General features: G+C 36.9%; 16 protein-coding genes. 3 read left to right on the top strand and 13 right to left on the bottom strand.

All coding sequences use genetic code 11. The annotated features are described in order from the left end of the window. Position 1: 1 nt before the first annotated feature. The 4 genes from ABFX33_RS20630 to ABFX33_RS20645 form a co-directional block, all read right to left on the bottom strand. Positions 2-1,090, bottom strand: coding sequence for a hypothetical protein (locus ABFX33_RS20630; protein ID WP_346087953.1), 1,089 nt, complete (start codon positions 1,088-1,090; stop codon positions 2-4). Further along, positions 1,087-2,190, bottom strand: coding sequence for a hypothetical protein (locus ABFX33_RS20635; RefSeq protein WP_346087955.1), 1,104 nt, complete (start codon positions 2,188-2,190; stop codon positions 1,087-1,089). The genes ABFX33_RS20630 and ABFX33_RS20635 overlap by 4 nt, the downstream gene beginning before the upstream one ends. Positions 2,191-2,216: 26 nt before the next feature. Continuing rightward, entirely contained in the window at positions 2,217-5,147 is a 2,931-nt protein-coding gene (gene lanM, locus ABFX33_RS20640) for a type 2 lanthipeptide synthetase LanM (RefSeq protein ID WP_346087957.1), read from the bottom strand. Between the two features lie 73 nt (positions 5,148-5,220). Beyond that, positions 5,221-5,418 (bottom strand): hypothetical protein, encoded by a 198-nt coding sequence (locus tag ABFX33_RS20645; protein WP_346087959.1) that lies wholly within the window; start codon positions 5,416-5,418, stop codon positions 5,221-5,223. 651 nt (positions 5,419-6,069) lie between these two features. On the opposite strand from ABFX33_RS20645, the gene ABFX33_RS20650 reads away from it, so the two are divergent. Next, the gene (locus ABFX33_RS20650) at positions 6,070-7,215 is read left to right on the top strand and encodes a glycosyltransferase family A protein (RefSeq protein ID WP_346087961.1); all 1,146 of its coding nucleotides are present in this window, start codon (positions 6,070-6,072) and stop codon (positions 7,213-7,215) included. 773 nt (positions 7,216-7,988) lie between these two features. Here the strand turns inward: ABFX33_RS20650 and ABFX33_RS20655 are convergent. Genes ABFX33_RS20655 through ABFX33_RS20665 form a run of 3 tightly spaced genes read right to left on the bottom strand, consistent with a single transcriptional unit; the run spans position 7,989 to position 11,525 of the window. After that, positions 7,989-9,161, bottom strand: coding sequence for an ABC transporter permease (locus ABFX33_RS20655; protein ID WP_346087962.1), 1,173 nt, complete (start codon positions 9,159-9,161; stop codon positions 7,989-7,991). Positions 9,162-9,172: 11 nt separating this feature from the next. After that, the gene (locus tag ABFX33_RS20660) at positions 9,173-10,129 is read right to left on the bottom strand and encodes an HlyD family secretion protein (RefSeq protein WP_346087963.1); all 957 of its coding nucleotides are present in this window, start codon (positions 10,127-10,129) and stop codon (positions 9,173-9,175) included. A gap of 1 nt (position 10,130) precedes the next feature. Further along, positions 10,131-11,525, bottom strand: a complete 1,395-nt coding sequence (locus tag ABFX33_RS20665; protein ID WP_346087964.1) for a TolC family protein — start codon at positions 11,523-11,525, stop codon at positions 10,131-10,133. A 320-nt stretch (positions 11,526-11,845) separates the two neighbouring features. On the opposite strand from ABFX33_RS20665, the gene ABFX33_RS20670 reads away from it, so the two are divergent. Continuing rightward, positions 11,846-12,613 carry a TatD family hydrolase gene (locus ABFX33_RS20670; RefSeq protein ID WP_346087965.1) on the top strand — a complete coding sequence of 256 codons (768 nt, stop codon included), beginning with the start codon at positions 11,846-11,848 and terminating at the stop codon, positions 12,611-12,613. A gap of 13 nt (positions 12,614-12,626) precedes the next feature. Further along, on the top strand, positions 12,627-13,646 hold the full coding sequence (locus ABFX33_RS20675) for an asparaginase (protein WP_120260058.1): 1,020 nt from the start codon (positions 12,627-12,629) through the stop codon (positions 13,644-13,646). A gap of 245 nt (positions 13,647-13,891) precedes the next feature. On the opposite strand, the gene ABFX33_RS20680 is transcribed toward ABFX33_RS20675, so the two are convergent. From ABFX33_RS20680 to ABFX33_RS20705, 6 genes are read right to left on the bottom strand one after another with little or no spacing between them, the layout of a single operon-like run. Beyond that, positions 13,892-15,199 carry a bifunctional folylpolyglutamate synthase/dihydrofolate synthase gene (locus ABFX33_RS20680; protein WP_346087967.1) on the bottom strand — a complete coding sequence of 436 codons (1,308 nt, stop codon included), beginning with the start codon at positions 15,197-15,199 and terminating at the stop codon, positions 13,892-13,894. Positions 15,200-15,210: 11 nt separating this feature from the next. Then, a complete protein-coding gene (locus tag ABFX33_RS20685) occupies positions 15,211-16,038 on the bottom strand; it encodes an energy transducer TonB (RefSeq protein WP_120260060.1) in 828 nt (275 codons plus the stop codon). Positions 16,039-16,096: 58 nt separating this feature from the next. Beyond that, entirely contained in the window at positions 16,097-16,507 is a 411-nt protein-coding gene (locus ABFX33_RS20690; RefSeq protein WP_120260061.1) for an ExbD/TolR family protein, read from the bottom strand. Continuing rightward, the gene (locus tag ABFX33_RS20695; RefSeq protein ID WP_120260062.1) at positions 16,507-17,214 is read right to left on the bottom strand and encodes a MotA/TolQ/ExbB proton channel family protein; all 708 of its coding nucleotides are present in this window, start codon (positions 17,212-17,214) and stop codon (positions 16,507-16,509) included. The genes ABFX33_RS20690 and ABFX33_RS20695 overlap by 1 nt, the downstream gene beginning before the upstream one ends. Positions 17,215-17,239: 25 nt before the next feature. Beyond that, positions 17,240-18,658, bottom strand: a complete 1,419-nt coding sequence (locus ABFX33_RS20700; RefSeq protein ID WP_346087969.1) for an HU domain-containing protein — start codon at positions 18,656-18,658, stop codon at positions 17,240-17,242. Positions 18,659-18,698: 40 nt separating this feature from the next. Continuing rightward, a complete protein-coding gene (locus ABFX33_RS20705; RefSeq protein ID WP_346087971.1) occupies positions 18,699-20,450 on the bottom strand; it encodes a hypothetical protein in 1,752 nt (583 codons plus the stop codon). Between the last annotated feature and the right edge of the window lie 2 nt (positions 20,451-20,452).

Genomic DNA, 20,452 nt, shown 5'->3' on the forward strand with positions numbered 1-20,452 from the left:
GTTAATTCTCTTCAAAGAATTGTTCAACTTTTTGTTTAAATGCTACAAAAGCATTTATAGTTTTAGTATCATTGATTTTTTGAACGAAATATTCTGTAATATAGAGCCATTTAATAAACCCAACACATCCTAATGACATTAACGACTTTGAAATCATCATAGAATATTGGCTTGCTGCTAGGGCATATTCTAAGCGCGATTGTGGCTCCATTGCACAGAAAATTTTTAATAAGAGTTTCGCTTTGGAATTGATAATAGCAATTTTATATTTATTAAGTATTAGAAAACGGCAAAAGTCAAACAATAAAAACATAAGTTCGGCCTTATTAAAATTGTCATTCGTCCCTTGCAACACAAGCATTCTTTGCTGTAGAGACTTACTAAACCAATAGTACTGATCAACGCTTTTTGTCCATGTCTTAGCATATAATCTAAATGCAGTAGCTAAGTATTGTTCACATACCAAATTAGGGTATTTTTCCCTAAATAAATCTCGTAAATAGCAGCTTTTAAACGTTGTGTAATGAGCTAAACCGTAATTATTATATACTCGCTCACAATAAACTCCGATTCTCATATAGGTAGAAGCGAGTAAATTATTCGCATGCAATAACAGTAGATGGTTTTGGCTAAATCCGCGTACCACATCAAGCAGATATCTCAAGGAAGACCTCCGATCGCCATTAAGATCGAAGCATTGTGAAATTTGCAACTTGATAAATTGAACATTCACATAAGTTCCTATATCTGTCATCATTTTTAAATGTTTGAGAACCTGATGGAAAAGGTAATTCGCAATCAAATATTGTTTATTTATAAAACTAACAAATGAACTTATATAGAGTTCAAATGATGAGTTAAGCCTTCTATTTAATAAAAGCGTATTTATATTACCTAAATCTTCGTCATAAAATCTAAACGTAGACAACTCAAATATATCAGTCTGTTTAAAGATACGTGGAAGCTCAATAACTTTTGAAAGATAAAAATTATAAATATCATTTTCATTTTTAGAATATGAATCAAAATCTTTCTTTTCCTGACGTTTGCTTAGAGCAAAAAACAAATTATTCTTATAAGTTTCGGTCATTTTTCGAATATAATTACCTCAATTTCATCAATTAAACGTTCTTTGGTAATAAGACTTTTTCGGGCAAGCTCAACCAATAAATTGTCGTCATTAATATTAGGGTTATAATAGAGAGCAAGCAATTCATCCAGCCCAAATTTCCGCCGAATATATTCGCAAACCACAGCAGCGATGGTGTACGAGGGCACATTATTTTTCGCATTAGATATTTCCCTATTATATAGTTTCTCAAAATTATATAATGCCTTTCTATAACCTTCCTGCAATTCCATTCTTCCTTCATAATAGCTTATTTGCGGAGATACTCCACCATATAATGTAGGTATGCCCTCACCCAATATATACCCCATTCCACTTCTTTTTCCTAGTATCAAATGAACAAATTCATGTTTATGGATAGGCGAATCATAGGCATATACAGCATATTTCTCCTCCATATTAGTAAAACCGCCCACATATCCATAATATTTAGTCATATTACTAAGAATATCCATTTCCTCTATATTTGAACACATAAATATCTTAAACTTTTCTTTGTTCTGGCCGGGTCTCAAAACATTATACAGTGAATCCACGGTTTTACTAGCCGAAGTTAAAGCACTTCTGGAAATTGTATGATATGGGGAAATATAAAAGTCGAGATATTCAGTAGGGACATTCTGAAAGCGAGACAATTCGTATGGCAGACAGTTATCGAAAAATAATTTTCCATTAATATCAATAATAAAATATTTGTAAGTTAAATAATGCAGTCCATCCAGTGTAAAAACTTCTATCTTACAATAAGATAATGTATCATTTAGCATTTCTAATTCAGAAATCAACAATTTATTATTTTTCCGTATATCTTTAGGGCTGAAATTTCTAGACACCGCATCAATAAATACTGCATAATTATAGTCTTTTTTTTGTTGGTATTTTGGGTGCCAGAATTCTTTTGCTTGCTCTCTGTCGCCTGCAAAATAATTACGAATAAAATTAATCCTAGCTTCGATTTTGATATCAGTCGAATCAATTACTTCGTAGACATTCTGTGCTTTTAAATAATTGCCACAAAGTAATATTATATTCCAAAATAAAAACAATAGTATTTTTCTCATCTTAAATTGTTTTATATTTCTACGCATTACATATATAACATCGAAGGTAACGAGGTATTCTTGTAATTTTTCAGTAATCCATAGCCGATCCCTGCAATACCATAAAAAAAACCATTTAAAACTTGGTGTTTATTCCATCCCCCACATTTAACCATAGATAAATCCTTAACAACATCTGTATATTTTTGTCTCCAAACTTGTGTTATATTGTCTTTTCCCAAGACTGTCTCATAAATCTCCAGAATACCAAAAAATCCGGAACAAAGACTGTGGTCAAGGTCAACATATAACATTCCAACATCTATAAGTATCTTTTTGGCTTCTTCAATCTCGAAATGCAAAAAATCATTTGTATAGAAATTTGAAATCAAATGGCGGCTAAGAAGAATTCCTGCGACTCCGCTTGCCCATCCATGATGAACCTCTCCAACAAAATCCTCCGTTTTTTGCCAAAAACCCAGTTCCTTATTATAAAGAGATTGATCATATTTGAGAGCCTCGACACCAGCATCAAAGTATCTTTTATTTCCTGTTAGATCATGAACTTTAAATAGAAAGTAGCTTGTTGATGCTGTACCATGAGCGAAACCACCCCATTTATTAAAAGAAGTTGTTTCCCAGGTAATACCAAAGTTCTTTGCTAGCGAGGATTTCTCAAGTAAATATTCAGCAATTTCTTCAATCAGATATCTGATTTTATGTGGAAAAGAAGACTCCTTTTCAAACTCAATAAGAAGTAAACCGACACCAGTAGCCCCAAAAAGATAATCTCTTTTTTCATCTTTATGAAGTTTTAACTCAATATATTCGATCAACATTCCCTCAGTTTCAGGCGCTAGGGCAAATGAAAACCTATTGTCTATTTGTCGATAGAGCATGCTCATATAGAGTATGGATATTGGAAAATGAAACGTGCCAATGTCTGTCGTAGGATTATCTTTTATTTCATTCCAGCAATCCAAAAAATATTCAACACTTTGATCGTATATTTTCGTTGCACTAGACAAATATCTTTTATCGTCGCTTTCTTTATAATAAGCTAAAAGAAAGAGTCCAATTCCGGGAATACCATTAAATAAGTCGGAGTCCTGAATTCCTTGATTCCACATACTATCTTTTGTAATCGTGTAATCTATATACGTGAAATACCTATCGTTTGAAGCCCCCAGATTAAGCAAATATTCAGCTATCGACTCAACAAGATTATCTTTGCCCAGTCCTGAAACAATACCATTTTCAAGTTTCAAATTAACATTTTCATGAATAGTAAACGATCTTTTTATGGTATTTAACTGGATCTGATAATTCTCCTCAATTTCAAAATTTCTCATCTTTTCGATGGCAAAATCCAGCCCAGTCTTATTAAAAAATTTTTTGAAAACAATTTCACCATCTGGTCCTAATAGGTCTGTAGAATCTGACCACACCTGAAAAAATGGAATATCCCCATTTAATAACTGATCAATTTCAGATTGAATAACCTCCGCAGGCATATGAACAGGATGGTAACCTCGCCAAAGCATTTCCAATAAATACGCTTCTGCGGTGAAGCTTTGTAAAAAAGTCTGTGTAGATAACTTTGTCAAAAGCCGGGTATATATATTGGTATATCGAATCAATACGCGACAGATAATCGGATCACTGCTTTTAATCTGTTTTTCAACAATTTCTTTATTTTTCAAGATAAAAGAGTGCATATATTCAAATCCCGACAAAAAATTTTCCACATATTGATCAATTCCAATCTGCTTCGATTTATATATTGGAATATTGCTGTGCCTTTGATGATCTTCTAAAATCGATAACCCGCCATTGCTATACCCAGAATCGTTAATTGTCTCAAACCCAAACTGGGGCAAAAGTCCTGTTTTAAGAATGCCATTTATAAACAATACAGAAGTCTGCGAACTATCTTTATAGTTATTTCCTCGCTGGTATTTCGGATGGAGCAAAATCTCCAAATCAAAAAAACATGGGGTCTCTCCAACGGCAATTATATTATCAACGATTAAGTCTTGTATACCAAAAATATAAGCTAGATAACAGTTGATTCCTTGATTAAAATAAAATGAGCTGGCTTGTTCGACAAACTCCAGTTCTTTCTCGCGAATACCTTTATGCCATGAATAACTCATTTTATCGATTGAAGTAATTTCCACGAGTGATTTTGGCAGGCCCGTCTGCCATAAATTATTCATCAAACTAAAAAAATACTTTTCCCCCCTGGACGAACGTGCTTTATAGAATACTTCGACATTGTTCTCGAAAATTATTCCGATTGTAGACTGACAATTATTATGAAAATCCCCCAAATTTGGCTTGATATCAATTATCTTCGGGTTCTCTAAATCACTTAATAACTCGAGTATAATCTGATCAATATCAGCAGTGAGTCTAGAAAAAAAATTATTAATATGCTGAATATAATGATTTAGAATCTTATGAACACGATCGAAAAATACAGGATATTTATCAAATAAATAGTTATACCATTCTATAGATTCGGAAGCTTCCAAAACAAATAAACGTTCCGTTTCAATTGTTCGCATGGCTTGAAGTTCATTAATATATATCTTCAATTCTTCCTCTAGAATTCCATGATATGAGTTATAAAACTTTTCAATTATTGAATCTATAACTTTATATATGATCTTATCGTCCGATAGCATCGAACTGGGTCGAATGTAAGTTAATGCGTAATTCGAAAACGGGATAAATAAAAAGTGAAGGGGAGATTCCGTAATAGAAATTTGATCCTTAAGCAAAAAAAAGTCAAATCGTTCGTATAAAAAGAGGACTTCAGCTCTAAAAGCATCCAGTTTCTTCTTTGACTCTATTCCTCTAGGGAAAGTTAGATATTCATCAACAGATAAATACCCTCTATCTTTCAATAATCCTTCTCTCAGTGCTTTAACCTTATTATCGTCAAAAAAACTAGAAATTTTCTCCCAATTCATTCGTATGCAGATATAAAAAAAGGATTATAGTTAAAGACAACTTTACTATAATCCTTTAGAATGTTAAATTAATTTAAGGTCGGGTTCCACAGCAAAATGTCTGACAAACACAAGTACCGTCACAACAAACGTCACCACTGGTGGAACTGGAAGAGCCGCCACCGGCATTAACTGAAGTTCCTCCCACGATAAGCATTAATTCTTCATCGCTCAATTCTTTCTGCAAGTCAATTGTTAACTTTTGCTTCTTAATGTTTTTTAGATTTCTCATAATTAAACTGATTTATATATCTAAATATAATATTTTTTTTATAATATTAAAACACTATAAGAAAAAATTAACACAACTATCTCATGACATATAATCAGACAACCCTTTATTATTTTATATCAATTTCAAACCATTAAAGGAAATAAAAATGTTATAGCTCAAAACTCAGTATAAGAATATCCAACTAATAGTGTAATAAATGAAAATTTTTTAGCTATATTAGATAGATAGAGATATTTTATAAATCTGTATGCAAATATATTGTTCAAACAAATTAACGAGTACTTAGTAAAATGGGCACATTTAGTCAGGACGTATTTTACCATGTTCATCCGTTAGATTCTGTCAGAGACATCAGTAATATAACTTTTAAAAAAACTAGACGTGATTTCGAATATTGATTGCAATAGTGCAATTATTACTGAATACACTATTTTTATAATCTTATTTAATAATAAAACGCCATCCACATGAACTTATAATCTCAATTAAACAATGTAAAGTGATCTGCCGAATCAGTATATATATTCCAGCCCGGATTGACTGTTCTTATAAAGATAGACATTGTAACTATAAAAGATGTAAAACTAAAAGATAAATTATTAAAATTTCAATCGGTTAATTCAAGATGTTAAACAAATATATGATTGTATGTCAATAGAAAATGAGTATTATATCCCTTCATACAAACTTTCGATGAATGATAACGAAACCTTATCACATTTGAAATCGTATTTGAAAGATGCCATTTCAAATGAGCATGATATCGTATATTTTTATGAAGACGAAGCTATATATCACCATCATATTTTCGAAAATATAAATTTAATCGTGGATCACAGAATTCACTTCATCTCAAATAGAGTGATAACATCAGGTCCTTTGTTACCAATATCAAATAACATTTATTTCACTTATCGACTAGAGAAAGTAAAATCTTTTTACTTAACCTCCCCAATATTTAAATTACTGCTCCTATCAATCGAAGAAAATAGATTCAATAATATAATTGAATTATTAAGTGGCAGCATCCTAAGAAAGTTTGTCATAGGCAGTAAACAGCCTCAGTTATCAGAGCAGGAAATTATTATTATTGTACCATTTAGAAATTGTATTAATTTTATAGATGCGTGCTATGAAAGCTTAACAAAACAAAATTATTCAAACTATCGTATTCTTTTGATAGATGACTGCTCTACCGATGGAACATCAACATATATCGAAAAATTCCGAAATGAGAGAATAACTATTATTAGAAATCCAAAACAGCTATTTGCGATTGAGAGCATTGTATCTGTCTTAGCAAACCTAGCGCCTGAAAGTAAGAGTTCAATTATCACAATAGTAGATGGAGATGATATATTGCTCCACAATTTTGTTCTTCAAACGATCAATTGGTATTATTCTTTTTATCGTTGTAAACTTACCTATGGCTCATATATTTCCCTTTCCAACGGACAACTTCACTCATCAAGTTATTCGAAAGATGATTTTAATAATATAAGAAATGCTCGTTGGAATGCTTCGCATCTAAAAACTTTTCAATACGATCTTTTTCATACGTTACAAAGAACTCCAAATTTCGACATGAATTTTAAAAATGACAAAGGCTACTTTTTAAAAGCTCCGTATGATATGGCGCTCATGTTTCCTCTTTTAGAATTAGCTGGCCATATCCATAGTAAACACATCGAATATCCATTGTATGGTTATAGGATCCATTCAAATAATGATCATATAATGAACAGAAAGGAACAAGAAGATGGAGAGAGAATACTCAGAGAAAAAAGAATATAACTTGCTAGCTGTATTCGAATGACTACTATAAACACCAATATTCCATACGTATTCCATCAAATTATCGGACCCAACATAACATCTACGATCATTACATAGAATCCTGTAAACAAGTACTTACTCATAAATTCGAGTTAAAATTTGGAATGATCTGACAATTGACGAATTTATATCTAAAAAATATACTTTTTCCTTTGAAGCTTTCATTAATGCCAGAAATCACGCAGAAGCAGCGAATATTATGTGGATTGGGATATCGAATTATTGGACATAAATACTTTCTTACACGCTCTTCCCTGTACAAAAATCGGGACTTGCTTATTGCCACTATGAATGGGACCCTAGCTTCAGAATATTTTTGTTCGAATATTCACTGAAACTAAAAAAAAAATTACTCCCTTTAAAAATAATTGATTGTGTTAAAGTTCAAGGACGCCATAGTACTCGGAACCGTATCGGATGAGAGACAGCTTTGCAAAACAAAACCTACCGTAATGACAGTAATACCTGTCAAAGAAGTATTTGTCTAAGACTATTCTGAGATTCGGAATTCCGTCGAACCGAAACCAAAACGACCACTAATACATTATTGGGTACATTCTTGGATAAAATCGAACATGATGTGGAAAAAAATATTCTACAATATACTCACATCCTAAAATTCAATAAAAACCGAAGTATAAACTGTCTTTTAAGAATTTACGATGCGAGAGAATTTAACAACAAATCAAAATAATTTTATTTCATGTTTCACAGTATTTTATATCTATTGCTTAACTCGACTTTTCACCTAAAGCCTGCTTTAATTTTCTTATCTTCCACCAAAGTACAGCAACCGCCAGTACAAAACTAATAATCATAATAATAGTCAATGCGATTAAGGGTTTATGGGTATGATAGTTTTCAGCATGCTGGATAAATAGCAATCTAAAAATCCGAAGATAATGTGTAGAAGGGATAACATTCGCAATAGCTTGCACCCAACCCGGCATTAGACTCGAAGGCCAAGTAAAACCGCTCAGAATAAAAGCTGGTGTTGCGATCACCATTAATACTTCCGTTGATTTTAGTTGGGACGGTAAAACCATACTCACAAGCACACCTATAAAACATACAGCCAACAAAAACACGAAGGTACACAGTACAAAACGGCCAAAGTCTGCTTGGAGTGGCATTCGATAGTACTTACCAAAAGCCCAATACAACAGCAATATCCCGATAGACATTAAAACATAAGGCAATATCTTTACGAGAATAAGCCCAATCGGATTGGAAACTTTTTTGACAAGTTCAGCGAACGTGTTCCCTTCAAATTCTGAAGAAAAAGATAGAGCCAAGCCCAATAACAACACTTGTTGCAATACGGTGATAAGTACCCCTGGTAGCATAAAATAGAGGTAATTCCCACTTCGAATATTTTGCTTAACTATTGTTGTCTTAAAGGGCTCATACTGTTGGGCGGCCACTTTTGCCGGTACCCCACGCTTCATTTGCGATTGAATCTGTATACCTGCCTTAAGCGTCATCGCACAGACATTGACAGCCATTAAGGCTGTATTTGAAGTTAATGTATTCGCCCCATCAACAAACACGGTCACCTCTGGCAAACGGCTCTGCTGCACACCTGCAGCAAATCCTTTGGGGATATGAACAATTGTCGTTGCATCATATTGAATAGCGACATCCTTAGAATCAAACAAGGAAGGCAATACCTTTGCAACCTGAATACTCTCATTGTCCGAAAGCATATCTATAAATGAACTGCTTAAAGGACTGTTATCTTCATCCACTACGATTACAGGCATTTCGGTCACCTTGCCCTGTTGATAAACATGCCCAACTAAGACACCATACAGTACCGGTGCTCCTAGAAAGAGCATCAGCAGAACCTTATTATTAAAAAAGAGCTTAAACTCCCGTTGAATTAATTCTAGAAATCTTTTCACATCCATTCACTTTAATTCGCTTGGAGAACCACGAGCGTTTTTGTTAACAAATCTTTCGTTCCAGCCATATCCTCAGGGACGATCTTTAATTCAAATACAGCCTGCTGCGGGTCAAAATCAGGGTACGCTGAAGCGATATTGGCATAGGAATTCAATGCCTTGATACTAACGATCTTGGCGGGCACCTTTTTATGGTTCAAATAAGGTACTTCAACCGTTACTGTAGCACCTTTTTGTAATTTTCCGATCTGATTTTCAGGCAATGTAAATCTAAAATAAGTAGAACGATCAAGGTATCCATTAACAATTGGATAGCCAGCCATCGCCAGTTCACCAACTTTTAGATTGATTGTCTCGACGCTCATATCCTGCGGTGCAATCACGTATTTCTCCTGTGCAGCAACATTAACCTCAGATACAGCTCCAAGTGCTCTTTCCTTTTGCCCCAAAGCCATCACCTGCTGTTCTTGTCGGGCACCAGTCCTAGCTTCGGCCATTTCTGCCTGTGCAGCAAGATATTGGTTTTTAGCACCTTGATACTTTGCATAAGTCTCATCATACTTCTGCTGAGGGATCAGACTATCCTGCAATAGCGCCTCAAGTCTTCCGATTGACTTCCTCGCAAACTCGTATTGTTCTTTCAAACCATCGACTTTTGCCTGCAATTGGATCAGCTGCCCTTTGGTAGCGCCTTTAACAGCCATATTATATTGTGCATCAGCAGATTGCAGTGCTCCTTTTGCCTGCTCCTCCTTGGCGTCCACTTCAGGAATGCTTAAAATAGCCAAAGTGTCACCAGCATGCACAAAATCCCCCTCTGCAACAAAGATCTTCGCGATTTTACCGGGTACTTTTGTGACTACGGTCACCTGCTCTCGCTCCACTTTACCCTCGATGGGTTTTTCTTTCACTTGATTTGTACAGGAAACAAAAATAGACAAGGATAATATCCCATATAAATTTTTCATGTTACTCATGTATAGTTTGTAATAATTTTCCGGATGTGTGTAATAATTCAACTGCAGCATTTCGTTGTTGCAAAACGTTGTTAAAATAACCCAAATTGACTTTATACCAGTCATTTTCTGCTGCCAACAATTCTGTCACATCAATCAATCCCGCCTGATATTGCTTTACGGCCATAGATAAGTTGTTTTCAGCAACCTTCAGCTGTTGTTCACCTACTTTCACTTTCTGATTTCCAGTACCATAGCCAACTTTATTTTTACGCAATAACAGATTTAGTTTTTCTTCTGTATCTTCCTTTTTTGTAGCATTAATGGTTTGATCAAGTTTGACCTGTTTGATCTTGTTATGATGCTCTCCACCTGTATAAAGATCCCATTTTACTCCGAGTCCAACCAAGAGATTTGGGCTCCCCTTAATCGAATTTAGTGGAAGGTTGACTGTTCCCAATAACGGTTGGTCTTTTACACTCAATTTTGAATTGAATACATTTAAGTAATTTGCCGATCCAAAGGCAAAAACTGCTGGAAGGGCACCTCCTTTTTCCTTTTTATATAGGTATTCATAGGCTTTTGATGAAGCCTCCAAGGCCTTAAGTTCTGATCGTTGCTCAACATCATTCGGGATCTCCGATAAAAATATCGGTTTTAATCCATAATGAATTCCACTGACTTCCTGAAAAGGAACACCAGCTTCCTGTTGAATTTTTTGACAAAGGAGATCCCGGTTTCCAGCTACCTCAACTTTCTTCTCCTCTAGTTCAAGCAGAGCCAGTTTGAGTTTATCACGATCATAAGGAATAGCCAATCCATGTTGAATTGCTTTATTGACCTTTTCTTGTTCTTTTTTTAATCTTTTCTCCGAATCGACAATAAGTTTATCGACTTCGTCTAGAAGCATTAACTGATCAAAAGAAGCGATAATATCTTTTGACAGTGTCTCACGGCTTGCAGATTCTAAATATTGCTGTGCAACGGCCTTCTCTTTTAAGGCCTTTATTCCATTAGGTATTTGTAATCCTGAAAAGATAATTTGTTTCACCGAAACACCCGCATATGCCGCCTGTCCATGCATGCTAAATCCCGTCGCCCCCTCAAAAAGCCCTAAATTCAAGAGCGGAACATTCACGGTAGGAATATCCACACTACCGTTGCTATGCACATATCCGTATAGTCCTAAGGCCGATACATGTGGTAGTCTGTTCGCTTTTACACCCTCTGCCTCCAACCGTGCTTTGTCAACTTCATATGCCTTTAGTTTTAGTTCCTTATTTGTTTGGAAGGCCTTTTGAATAATATCTTTTACCGATGGGTCGACCAGCGACTGCGCATGCAGCTTATTTAAACACATAACCGATACAAAGGCAAACAACCCTATGCATAGTTTCTTATTCATCATATGATTCATTTATTCTTTAAAAAATAGGGCAACAACCGTTCTTCTGTTTAACAGCAAATAATAAAGTATGTTTTACCACATGTTATTTTTTCCAAGATAAGAAAAAAAGTATAGCCCATATATGACTCAAATTCTCCTTTTTGGTTTTTCCAGCTCAATTATCCGGCAATAAGAGAATCCGTTATTAATTTTCATTTTGTTAATTAATAAGTTATCTTTGGAGAACGAATTGAAATTTTGGTAATGAAGCCTACCTCTTTATTCGATAATAATAAAAAGAAGTTTTACCCTAATCCGCTTTTGCCTCCACGCAGAAAACTATGTTGCTTACTGATACACATACACACATTTACTACCACGCCGGTACCAATAAACTACAAGAATACTTACAACGTTGTTTAGACAACCATATAGAAAGACTCTTTTTACCAAACGTAAATAGTGCTTCCATCAAACCTGTATTCGATACGGTTGCAGCTTACCCTGAACACTGTTTTCCTATGTTGGGACTACATCCCTGTGATGTTAAGGAAAACTATATAGACGAATTAAACAACATCCAAAAGAGCTTGGAGAATAACAAAGTCCATGCCATAGGTGAAATTGGATTAGATCTTTATTGGGATAAAAGCACATTGGAAATTCAAAAAGATGCTTTTCGAACACAAGTGCAATGGGCTAAGGACCTTAATTTACCCATCGACATTCATTGCCGAGAAGCCTTCACAGAATTATTTGAGTTGCTGGAAGAACTTCATGACGAAAAGTTGTTTGGCATACTACACTGCTTCACCGGAACATTGGAGCAAGCCCAGCATGCAATTGACTTAGGTTTTGCGCTTGGCATAGGTGGTGTGGTCACCTTTAAAAAGGCAGGATTGGACAACGTCGTCAGAGAGATCGATTTAAAGCATATTGTATTGGAAACGGACGCTCCTTACCTTGCTCCTGTTCCCTACCGCGGCAAAGAAAACGAAAGCAGCTACCTAGTTTATGTTGCCCAAAAAGTTGCCGATCTACATGCGATGTCGATTGAAGAGGTGGCAGAAATCACAACAGCAAATTCAAAACGTATTTTTGGTATATAATCTATAGAATCCCATGCACAATATCTTTATTATCTACACTGGCGGAACCATTGGAATGGTCAAAGACGAAACAGGCACTTTTGTACCCTTCGATTTTGAACTGATCAAGCGTAATCTCCCTGATTTAAGCCGTCTGGATTATAAATTGACCGTACACTCTTTCGAACCGATCATCGATTCTTCCAACATGAAGCCAGAGATCTGGATAGAAATGGCCCAGATCATCAAGGATAATTATGCCAATTATGATGGCTTTGTTATTTTACATGGTTCGGATACAATGGCATTCACAGCTTCTGTATTGAGTTTTATGTTAGAGGGGCTTCAAAAACCAGTAATCCTTTCGGGGTCGCAATTGCCTATTGGAGAGATCCGTACCGATGCGCGCGAGAATATGATGACGGCATTGGAAATTGCTTCCGCAAAACAAGATGGTGTTTCCATTATCCAGGAAGTATGTATCCTTTTTGACAATAAGTTATTCCGTGGAAATCGCTCTTTCAAATATAACTCAGCTAAATTTGAAGCATTCAGATCGCCCAATTACCCCGTGCTCGTGGAGGCTGGCATCCACCTTAAATACAATACGGATGCATTATTGAATAACATTGATAAAGAATTTATCCTACATACCAAGTTAGACAACCGGGTTGCTGTATTGAAACTTTTTCCGGGAATATCCGCACAGACAATCAAATCGGTTCTTGATTCGGATGTAAGATCTATTGTGATGGAAACTTTTGGATCGGGTAATACGACTACAGACAGCTGGTTTCTGGATTTACTAAAAGGAGCTATAGAACAGGGAAAAAATATCCTCAATATTTCACAATGTAAGGTTGGCTCAGTTGAATTGGGGAGATATGAAACCTCACAAGGCCTGAAAGCTATTGGTGTACTCAATGGATATGACCTTACATTTGAAGCTGCAGTAACCAAATTGATGTATCTTCAAGGCGAACTCGAAGATCAAAAAGAAGTTGCGTACTGGGCCGAAAAAGATATTCGTGGAGAATTGACTGTTAATGATTAGAAAAAAAGTAACAAAACCTTCATCCTCTCACAAGCATCAACTGCCATGAAAATTGATGGAAGGCTCTTTCTGAACAATAAGCCGAACGTAGCGGGTTCATTGATAACTTAAAGAAAAAATACGAATCAATAAAACCAGATAATTCAGAAAGAAAATACTGTATAAAAATTAAGGAAAAAGGATCATAGACTGTGTAGATTAGCTTAAGCTGACAAACCCAGTATCTCTGATCCTTATTCTTTACATTATAATCCCTTATCTACTGCGACCAAGACTTCAGCCACCACAAAATTACTACCACCCACAAAAATCAGGTCGCCATCTTCATAAGCAGCTTTAGCAGCCACAAAAGCTTCCTGTACTGAGGAGTAGTCTCCCCCATGCAAATCAAAGGCCTCAGCCTCCTCACGGAGCAAATCTGAAGGCATTGCTCTTGGCATATCCGGCGCTGAGAAATAATAAGCAGCGTCTTTCGGTAGATACGGTAACATGTGCGATAGATCTTTATCCCGCATAGCACCAATGACAAAGTGTAATTTGTTATAGCTGGTGCTGTTCAGATTTTTTATAACCTCATGAATTCCATCTTCATTGTGCCCTGTATCACAGATTATAAAAGGATCTTTGGATAACTGTTGCCAACGCCCCTGAATACCTGTAGTAGATTGCACCTTTTTCAAGGCTTCATGCACATGAAGGTGACTGATTTGAAATCCTTGCTTACGCAATTCGTCAACAGCCAAAAGAACACCAGCAAGATTCTTCACCTGATAGGAACCTTTGAGGTCAAGTTGATAAATTTCTTCGGCACCATTTTCATCAATAACTTCAATACGCAGGTAATCCTGGTCGACACTCTGCATCTTTGTTTGATACATCTGGGAAGCAAATTGGATAGGAGCATGTTCTACCTGGGCTTTATCCAAGAATACCGATGCTGTTTCAGCAGCATATTCAGAAATCACCACCGGCGTGTTTCTTTTTATAATACCTGCTTTCTCACTAGCAATCTCAGCTAATGTATTTCCAAGCATATTCATGTGGTCAAACCCGATGTTGGTGATTACAGACAGTAATGGCTGGATAATATTCGTGCTGTCCAATCGTCCACCGAGTCCTACTTCAATAACAGCAATATCGACTTTACTTTTCTCAAAATAATCAAAAGCCATCGCTACAGTAATTTCAAAAAAAGAAGGATTTACCTCTTCTATCAAAGCCTTGTGGGTTTGAACAAAATCCGTAACAAAATCCTGTTCACACATCACACCATTGACACGGATACGTTCTCTGAAATCCAGTAAATGTGGTGAAGTATAGAGCCCGGTCTTATAACCTGCTTCGCTCAATATAGCCGCAAGCATATGGGATGTAGATCCCTTTCCATTGGTACCAGCGATATGTAAGGTTTTGAATTTTTGCTGCGGGTTGTCCAGCGCGTTGCAAAGTTTGATGGTATTGTCAACGTCTTTTTTGAAGGCCGAGGCGCCATCCCTTGTAAACATAGGTAATCGAGTATATAAATACTCGATTACCTCCTTATAAGCATTCATCTGAATGATTTTTATCTTAATCTAAAATTGAATACAATCCGCCCTGTTTGGGTATCAGGGGCATTAGGCAGTTGATTTAGTCGCGCCCCTCTGACGGCACGTTCACATTTCTCCAACAGAGAAGGATCTGTGATCGTCGTGCCCTTTACACCAGCACGGGCATACGTAATAACACCTTGCTTATTCACTCTGAATTCCACCGCAACCTTTCCAGCTTGCTGGCCATTATCATCAATGCTTGGTCGTTGTGTAAAACTACGGTTTTCAATGGACAACATCATGTTGCCATTGCCTGATCCTCCTTCGCCATAATTGCTAGCCAAAGGATCCCCTAATTTAGAACCTTGATTTCCTGGAGTTGTACCTGTACCGTCGCCAGCACCCTTACCGTTATTTTTATTTCCTTTGAAAAGCGCTTTTGCATTTGCTTGAGGCGCCACTGCTTTCGTTTCTTTGGTCGTTTCAGGCGCTTTTGACACCACCTTCTTTTCGGTTTTTGTTACAGCAGGTGCCTCTTCTAGATCCTGTGTGACAACTGCCTTTTCAGCAACTTGTTGTGTTGGTGTTGGCGTTGGGGTTTCCACGGGGTCTATACGATCTGGGCGCTCATTATTTGCATTGGGATCTACAGAAGGTTCTTCTACACTCATGTAATCATCTCCCATTCCTTCAGGAGAGGTGCCATAGTTGACGATCATACCGCCCATACCATACTCATCCGGTGCTTGTGCTTTAAAGACCACAAAGAAGCCAATCAACAGCAGCGATGCCATGACCAATGTAGATATCCCCAAGGCCTTGGGGAAATTATTTTCTTCATGTTGAAGATGATATCTCATTGTATAAATCTCCTATATTAACATATGAACAATAAACTTCGAAAAAGTTTAATTGTTCCTATTTATCTTTTTTTGGTTCCGTTGCCAAGACCACCTTCACTTTCAGACGATTGGCTACATCCATAACCGAAATGACATTTTGGATAGGAACAGTATTATCGACGTAAAGCATAATCGTCAATTCTTCTCCACCAGCCATTTGCGACTGGATAGCCGCCTCCAAGCCCTCTACAGGGACCGGATTTTTATCAATGAAATAGCCCAATTCCTTTGTGATGGATACTGTAAGCGTCTTTTTCGCAACAGATTGTTCACCTGCACTCGACTTTGGCAACAATAGCTTGACCACTTGTGGATTCGAAACCGCCGATGCCAACAGGAAAAACAACATCAGGAAAAACATGATGTCGTTTAACGCTGAAGTATGGACTTCGGCAGATGGTTTATTTTTTCTACTTCGTAAGTTCATTATCTTCCTGGTTCATCCAATAAATCAATAAATTCTACTGCATCAGTTTCCATCCGTAAAATCAATCGTTCAACCATCATATTTAAGATATGATAGCCTAAATAAGCCAAGATACCGACAGCAAGACCCGAAGCTGAAGACACCATTTTCACATATAGACCACCGGATACGGACGCGATGTCTATACCACCCGCCAATTCTACCTCATGAAAAATCCTGATTACCCCAAAGATGGTACCGACGAAACCAAGCATTGGCGCGATACCCGCGATAATACCAAGGATATTGATGTTTTTCTCCAACTTGGCAACTTCTAATTTACCAACGTTTTCAATCGCGCCTTCAATATCTTTGATTGGTCTACCTACACGTAATAGGCCCTTCTGCAACATACGTCCTAAGGCCGAGTTACTGGAACGACATACAGCCAAAGCTGAGTCTAAATTTCCCGATAATACATTTGCTTTCACTTGAGACATCAAACTATTATCGTATTTGGCTGCTCTGCGAATAGTCAGATAGCGTTCAAAAAAGATAACCAACCCAATAAAGAACAGTAATAGGATTGGAACCATTATCCATCCCCCTTTGATCATCATATCGATCAAACTCATGTTTTCTGTACTAGCAGCAGCAGGTAACGGTTGTTGCGCAGCTTGATTAAACGTATCTACAGCAGCCCTTGCTGTATCTTGCACTAATGACATAATTATTAATAGTTTTATATAGTTTCTATAATGTTTCTACCCAAGCACCTTCAATTTTTTTCTCTACAGATTTTTGAGCGAGGTCAGCCTCCGCTTTTGTCATGTAGGTATTCAGGATGATTTTCTTTCTATTCCTTTTAAACTTACCCTCTACTGCGCGCGCAGTTTTATAACCTAGGGCCCGAAGACGTTTTGCCTCTTCCTCTGCCTGTGCCATTGTACGGGCAGAACCGATAACGAGCTGATACTTTGGCTGTGCAACAGGAATAGATTCTTTGATAACTGGATCGGCCTGCAAAACCGGAGTTTTTTCAGTTGTTTTCTTTTCAGCGACTACTGCAGTACCTTTTAATGAATCAGGAGTCGTTTTTGCCAGAGAATCTACCTTCTTTAAACTGTCCGCCACTAATGTGTTGGATGTAGTATCATTGATTGGTAAATTATTTTTCTGAACAATTGTATCACCAGCAGGTTTTAAGGCCGGTTGTGTCCCCCCAAACAGTGAATTTTTCAGGCCCGGATTTGTATAAAGGACGCCCACTGCAATCATGACCAATACAATGGCCGCTGTTATCCAATACCAGATTGCATTCGAATTGCGCGGTTCCTCTTCATAAATATTGGGAGCATAAGCAGAATTTGCAGCAGCAATAGCACCAACTTCCTTCTCCGCAATTTTCTCATCTTCGGCAACTTCCTGGCTATCGTTCTGGTCAATCGGTGTCGAAACAGCTACAGTATCTAAAAGTTCTGCTTCAACCTTGGCTTTCTCCTCCACGGTATTTTCCGCTAGCGTATCCTGCTCCACGATCGGAGTGATAGGTTCTACCAATTCGGCTACAGATTCAGTCGGTGTAAAATTGTCATCATTTTCTAAATCCTGTGGCTCTCGCTGTTCGTTTGCAGTTTCCTCTTCGGTTTCAACGTCATTCCCAACAACAGCATTTGCCTCATTAACCAATTCTTCAGCAGGTTCTGACACTAGGGCTTCGTCTGACTCAGCAAGTCCATGTTCATCTTCCCGTACCGGAATAACCGTTTCAATTTCAGGACCGACTAAATTAACAACGGGTTGAAAATTAAAGCCAGATAAATCTAAAGGCTTAAATACCAAACTTGAACCGTAGCTAATCAATAGACCAAGATCATCCAGTTTTACCTGTCCAAATTGCCCTAAGTCATTTCTTAAGCTGCCCACAGTATCGTCCAGAATTTGCTGCGCCTGCCCCAAACTTAAGTTTTCCTGTTGTTGAATATAATGCACGATATTGAATCCATGTTGTGCAGAATAGTCCAGTTCGACATAGGATATAGGTGGCAAAAACACATTATTCTGTTTATCAAATTGAGCCGGAGAATGAATTCTTTTGAACACACCTATTCCGGGCACGTATACTTCCGCATAGCGTCTTAATAAACTATTGATGTTTTTGCCTAGATTCATTGTTCTATGATTTAAAATGCAAATTTATAATCTTAATTCGTTAAAACGAATAATTAAGACCACCAATTACATTGAATCCCAATCTTGGGTAATACATGTAACGCTGATATTCCTTCCCAAAGATATTATTTGCTTTCACGAAAACACCAAATTGTTTTTTAATTCGGTATTCAGCACCAGCATTTAAATCCGCAAAGGAAGCAATCGTAACCTTATGACCACTATCTGCTACACGGCTGCCATCGGTATTATAATCGTAAACATATGCATAAGTATTACCTTGGCTAGAAAGCTCCGCGTCCACAAAGAATTTATCCGAGATATTGAAACGCGCATTGGCTTGCAACCTAAATTTAGGTAAGCCCCATGCCTCTTCTTCATCACTCAGATTATAGTCATCAATAAATACTTTACCGCCTAGGTTAACCAATTGTGATAAGCGTACATTAATCTCCCCTTCCAATCCCATATGTTTAGCTTTATTGATCTGACCATCATAGACCACATCAAAAGCCCAAGGAATATATCCACCTTGATTATCGCCAAACGCACTATTTTTAAACAAAGGCAGTCCTTCGATCTGCTTGTAAAATACCTTTACTTTATAACCAAATGTCGCACCCGCATTCCCTTTTAAACCACCATATACATTCAATTTTTCGATGGAGTTGGCAATTCTAACGTTTGGTGCCAAATAAGGGTTTTCCTTTGCAAAGTTACGGAATGAACCTTGTCTCACATTCCCGTTAACACCGGCAAATAAAGAGATATATTCTGGAGCCAAAGAAAAATCGGCTTCCACTGATGGGAAAACATTGAAACGGGATTCGTCACCAAATTCCGAAGTCAGGTTGGCACCCAAAGTTACATTATAGTTATCTCCTTTGAATCGAATGTAAGGATTGATCAAAAACAAATTATTTTTCACATTCGCTGTGTCATTTTCGTTTTTGACATCGTTCATGGTCACGCTCACGTTGGCGCCAACATTGAAAGCACTCATGCGTTTATTCAAATATCCCGATAGGGCAAAGGAATTTTCCTTCGCTTTATAAGCATCCTTGAATAGGTAACCATCTACTTTAGCAGAGTAGCTCACAGATTGCTCATTCTTCGGATCAACATTACTTGCTAGCTCACCATTTAAATAAATATCAGTAAATGTTTGTTTGTCTGGTGATGTATTCAATAATGTTGTCCCTGGTTGGTCAAAAGTTTGACCGTAGAAATTCGTACCATATCGATTGTAACCGATTGTACCTTTTACGGTCACGGCATCCAATACACGACGTCCAAAAATACCAATGTCCTGCGTGCTAAATTTCTGACCATCGATATTCCCCTTTTGGCTTAAGTGTTTCGCAAATAATCCAAAACGAGTATTTTCAAACTGCTCGGAAGCTAAATACGCTTCGCCTAAAATGGTATTATAGTTACCCACACCAAATTTGACATAGTTACTGCTGTGTTCAAAAGGTTGTGCAAATGGAATCTCCTGCACATTCAATTGTTTCAGACCTGTATTGATATCTAATTTCTTATCAATAATATTACCATAGTTTAATTTTGGTTGATATTCCCGTTTGTTGGTCATATCAGGACTACGACGGATTTTTACAGCATCTGCAAGAATCGGTTTGTAATCACGAACAACATCAAAAGAATCAATAGTGACCGGTTTTTCAGGATCGTTTTTCTTGCCTGTTTCTTGTGCAAAAGAATTCAATCCCACGCCCATCAAAAGCGCTGCTAAGGTATATTTCTTCACATTTCTATTTTGCAACTTCTTCATTG

The sequence above is a fragment of the Sphingobacterium ginsenosidimutans genome (assembly GCF_039536865.1).
In the GTDB taxonomy this organism is placed as follows: Bacteria; Bacteroidota; Bacteroidia; order Sphingobacteriales; family Sphingobacteriaceae; genus Sphingobacterium; species Sphingobacterium detergens.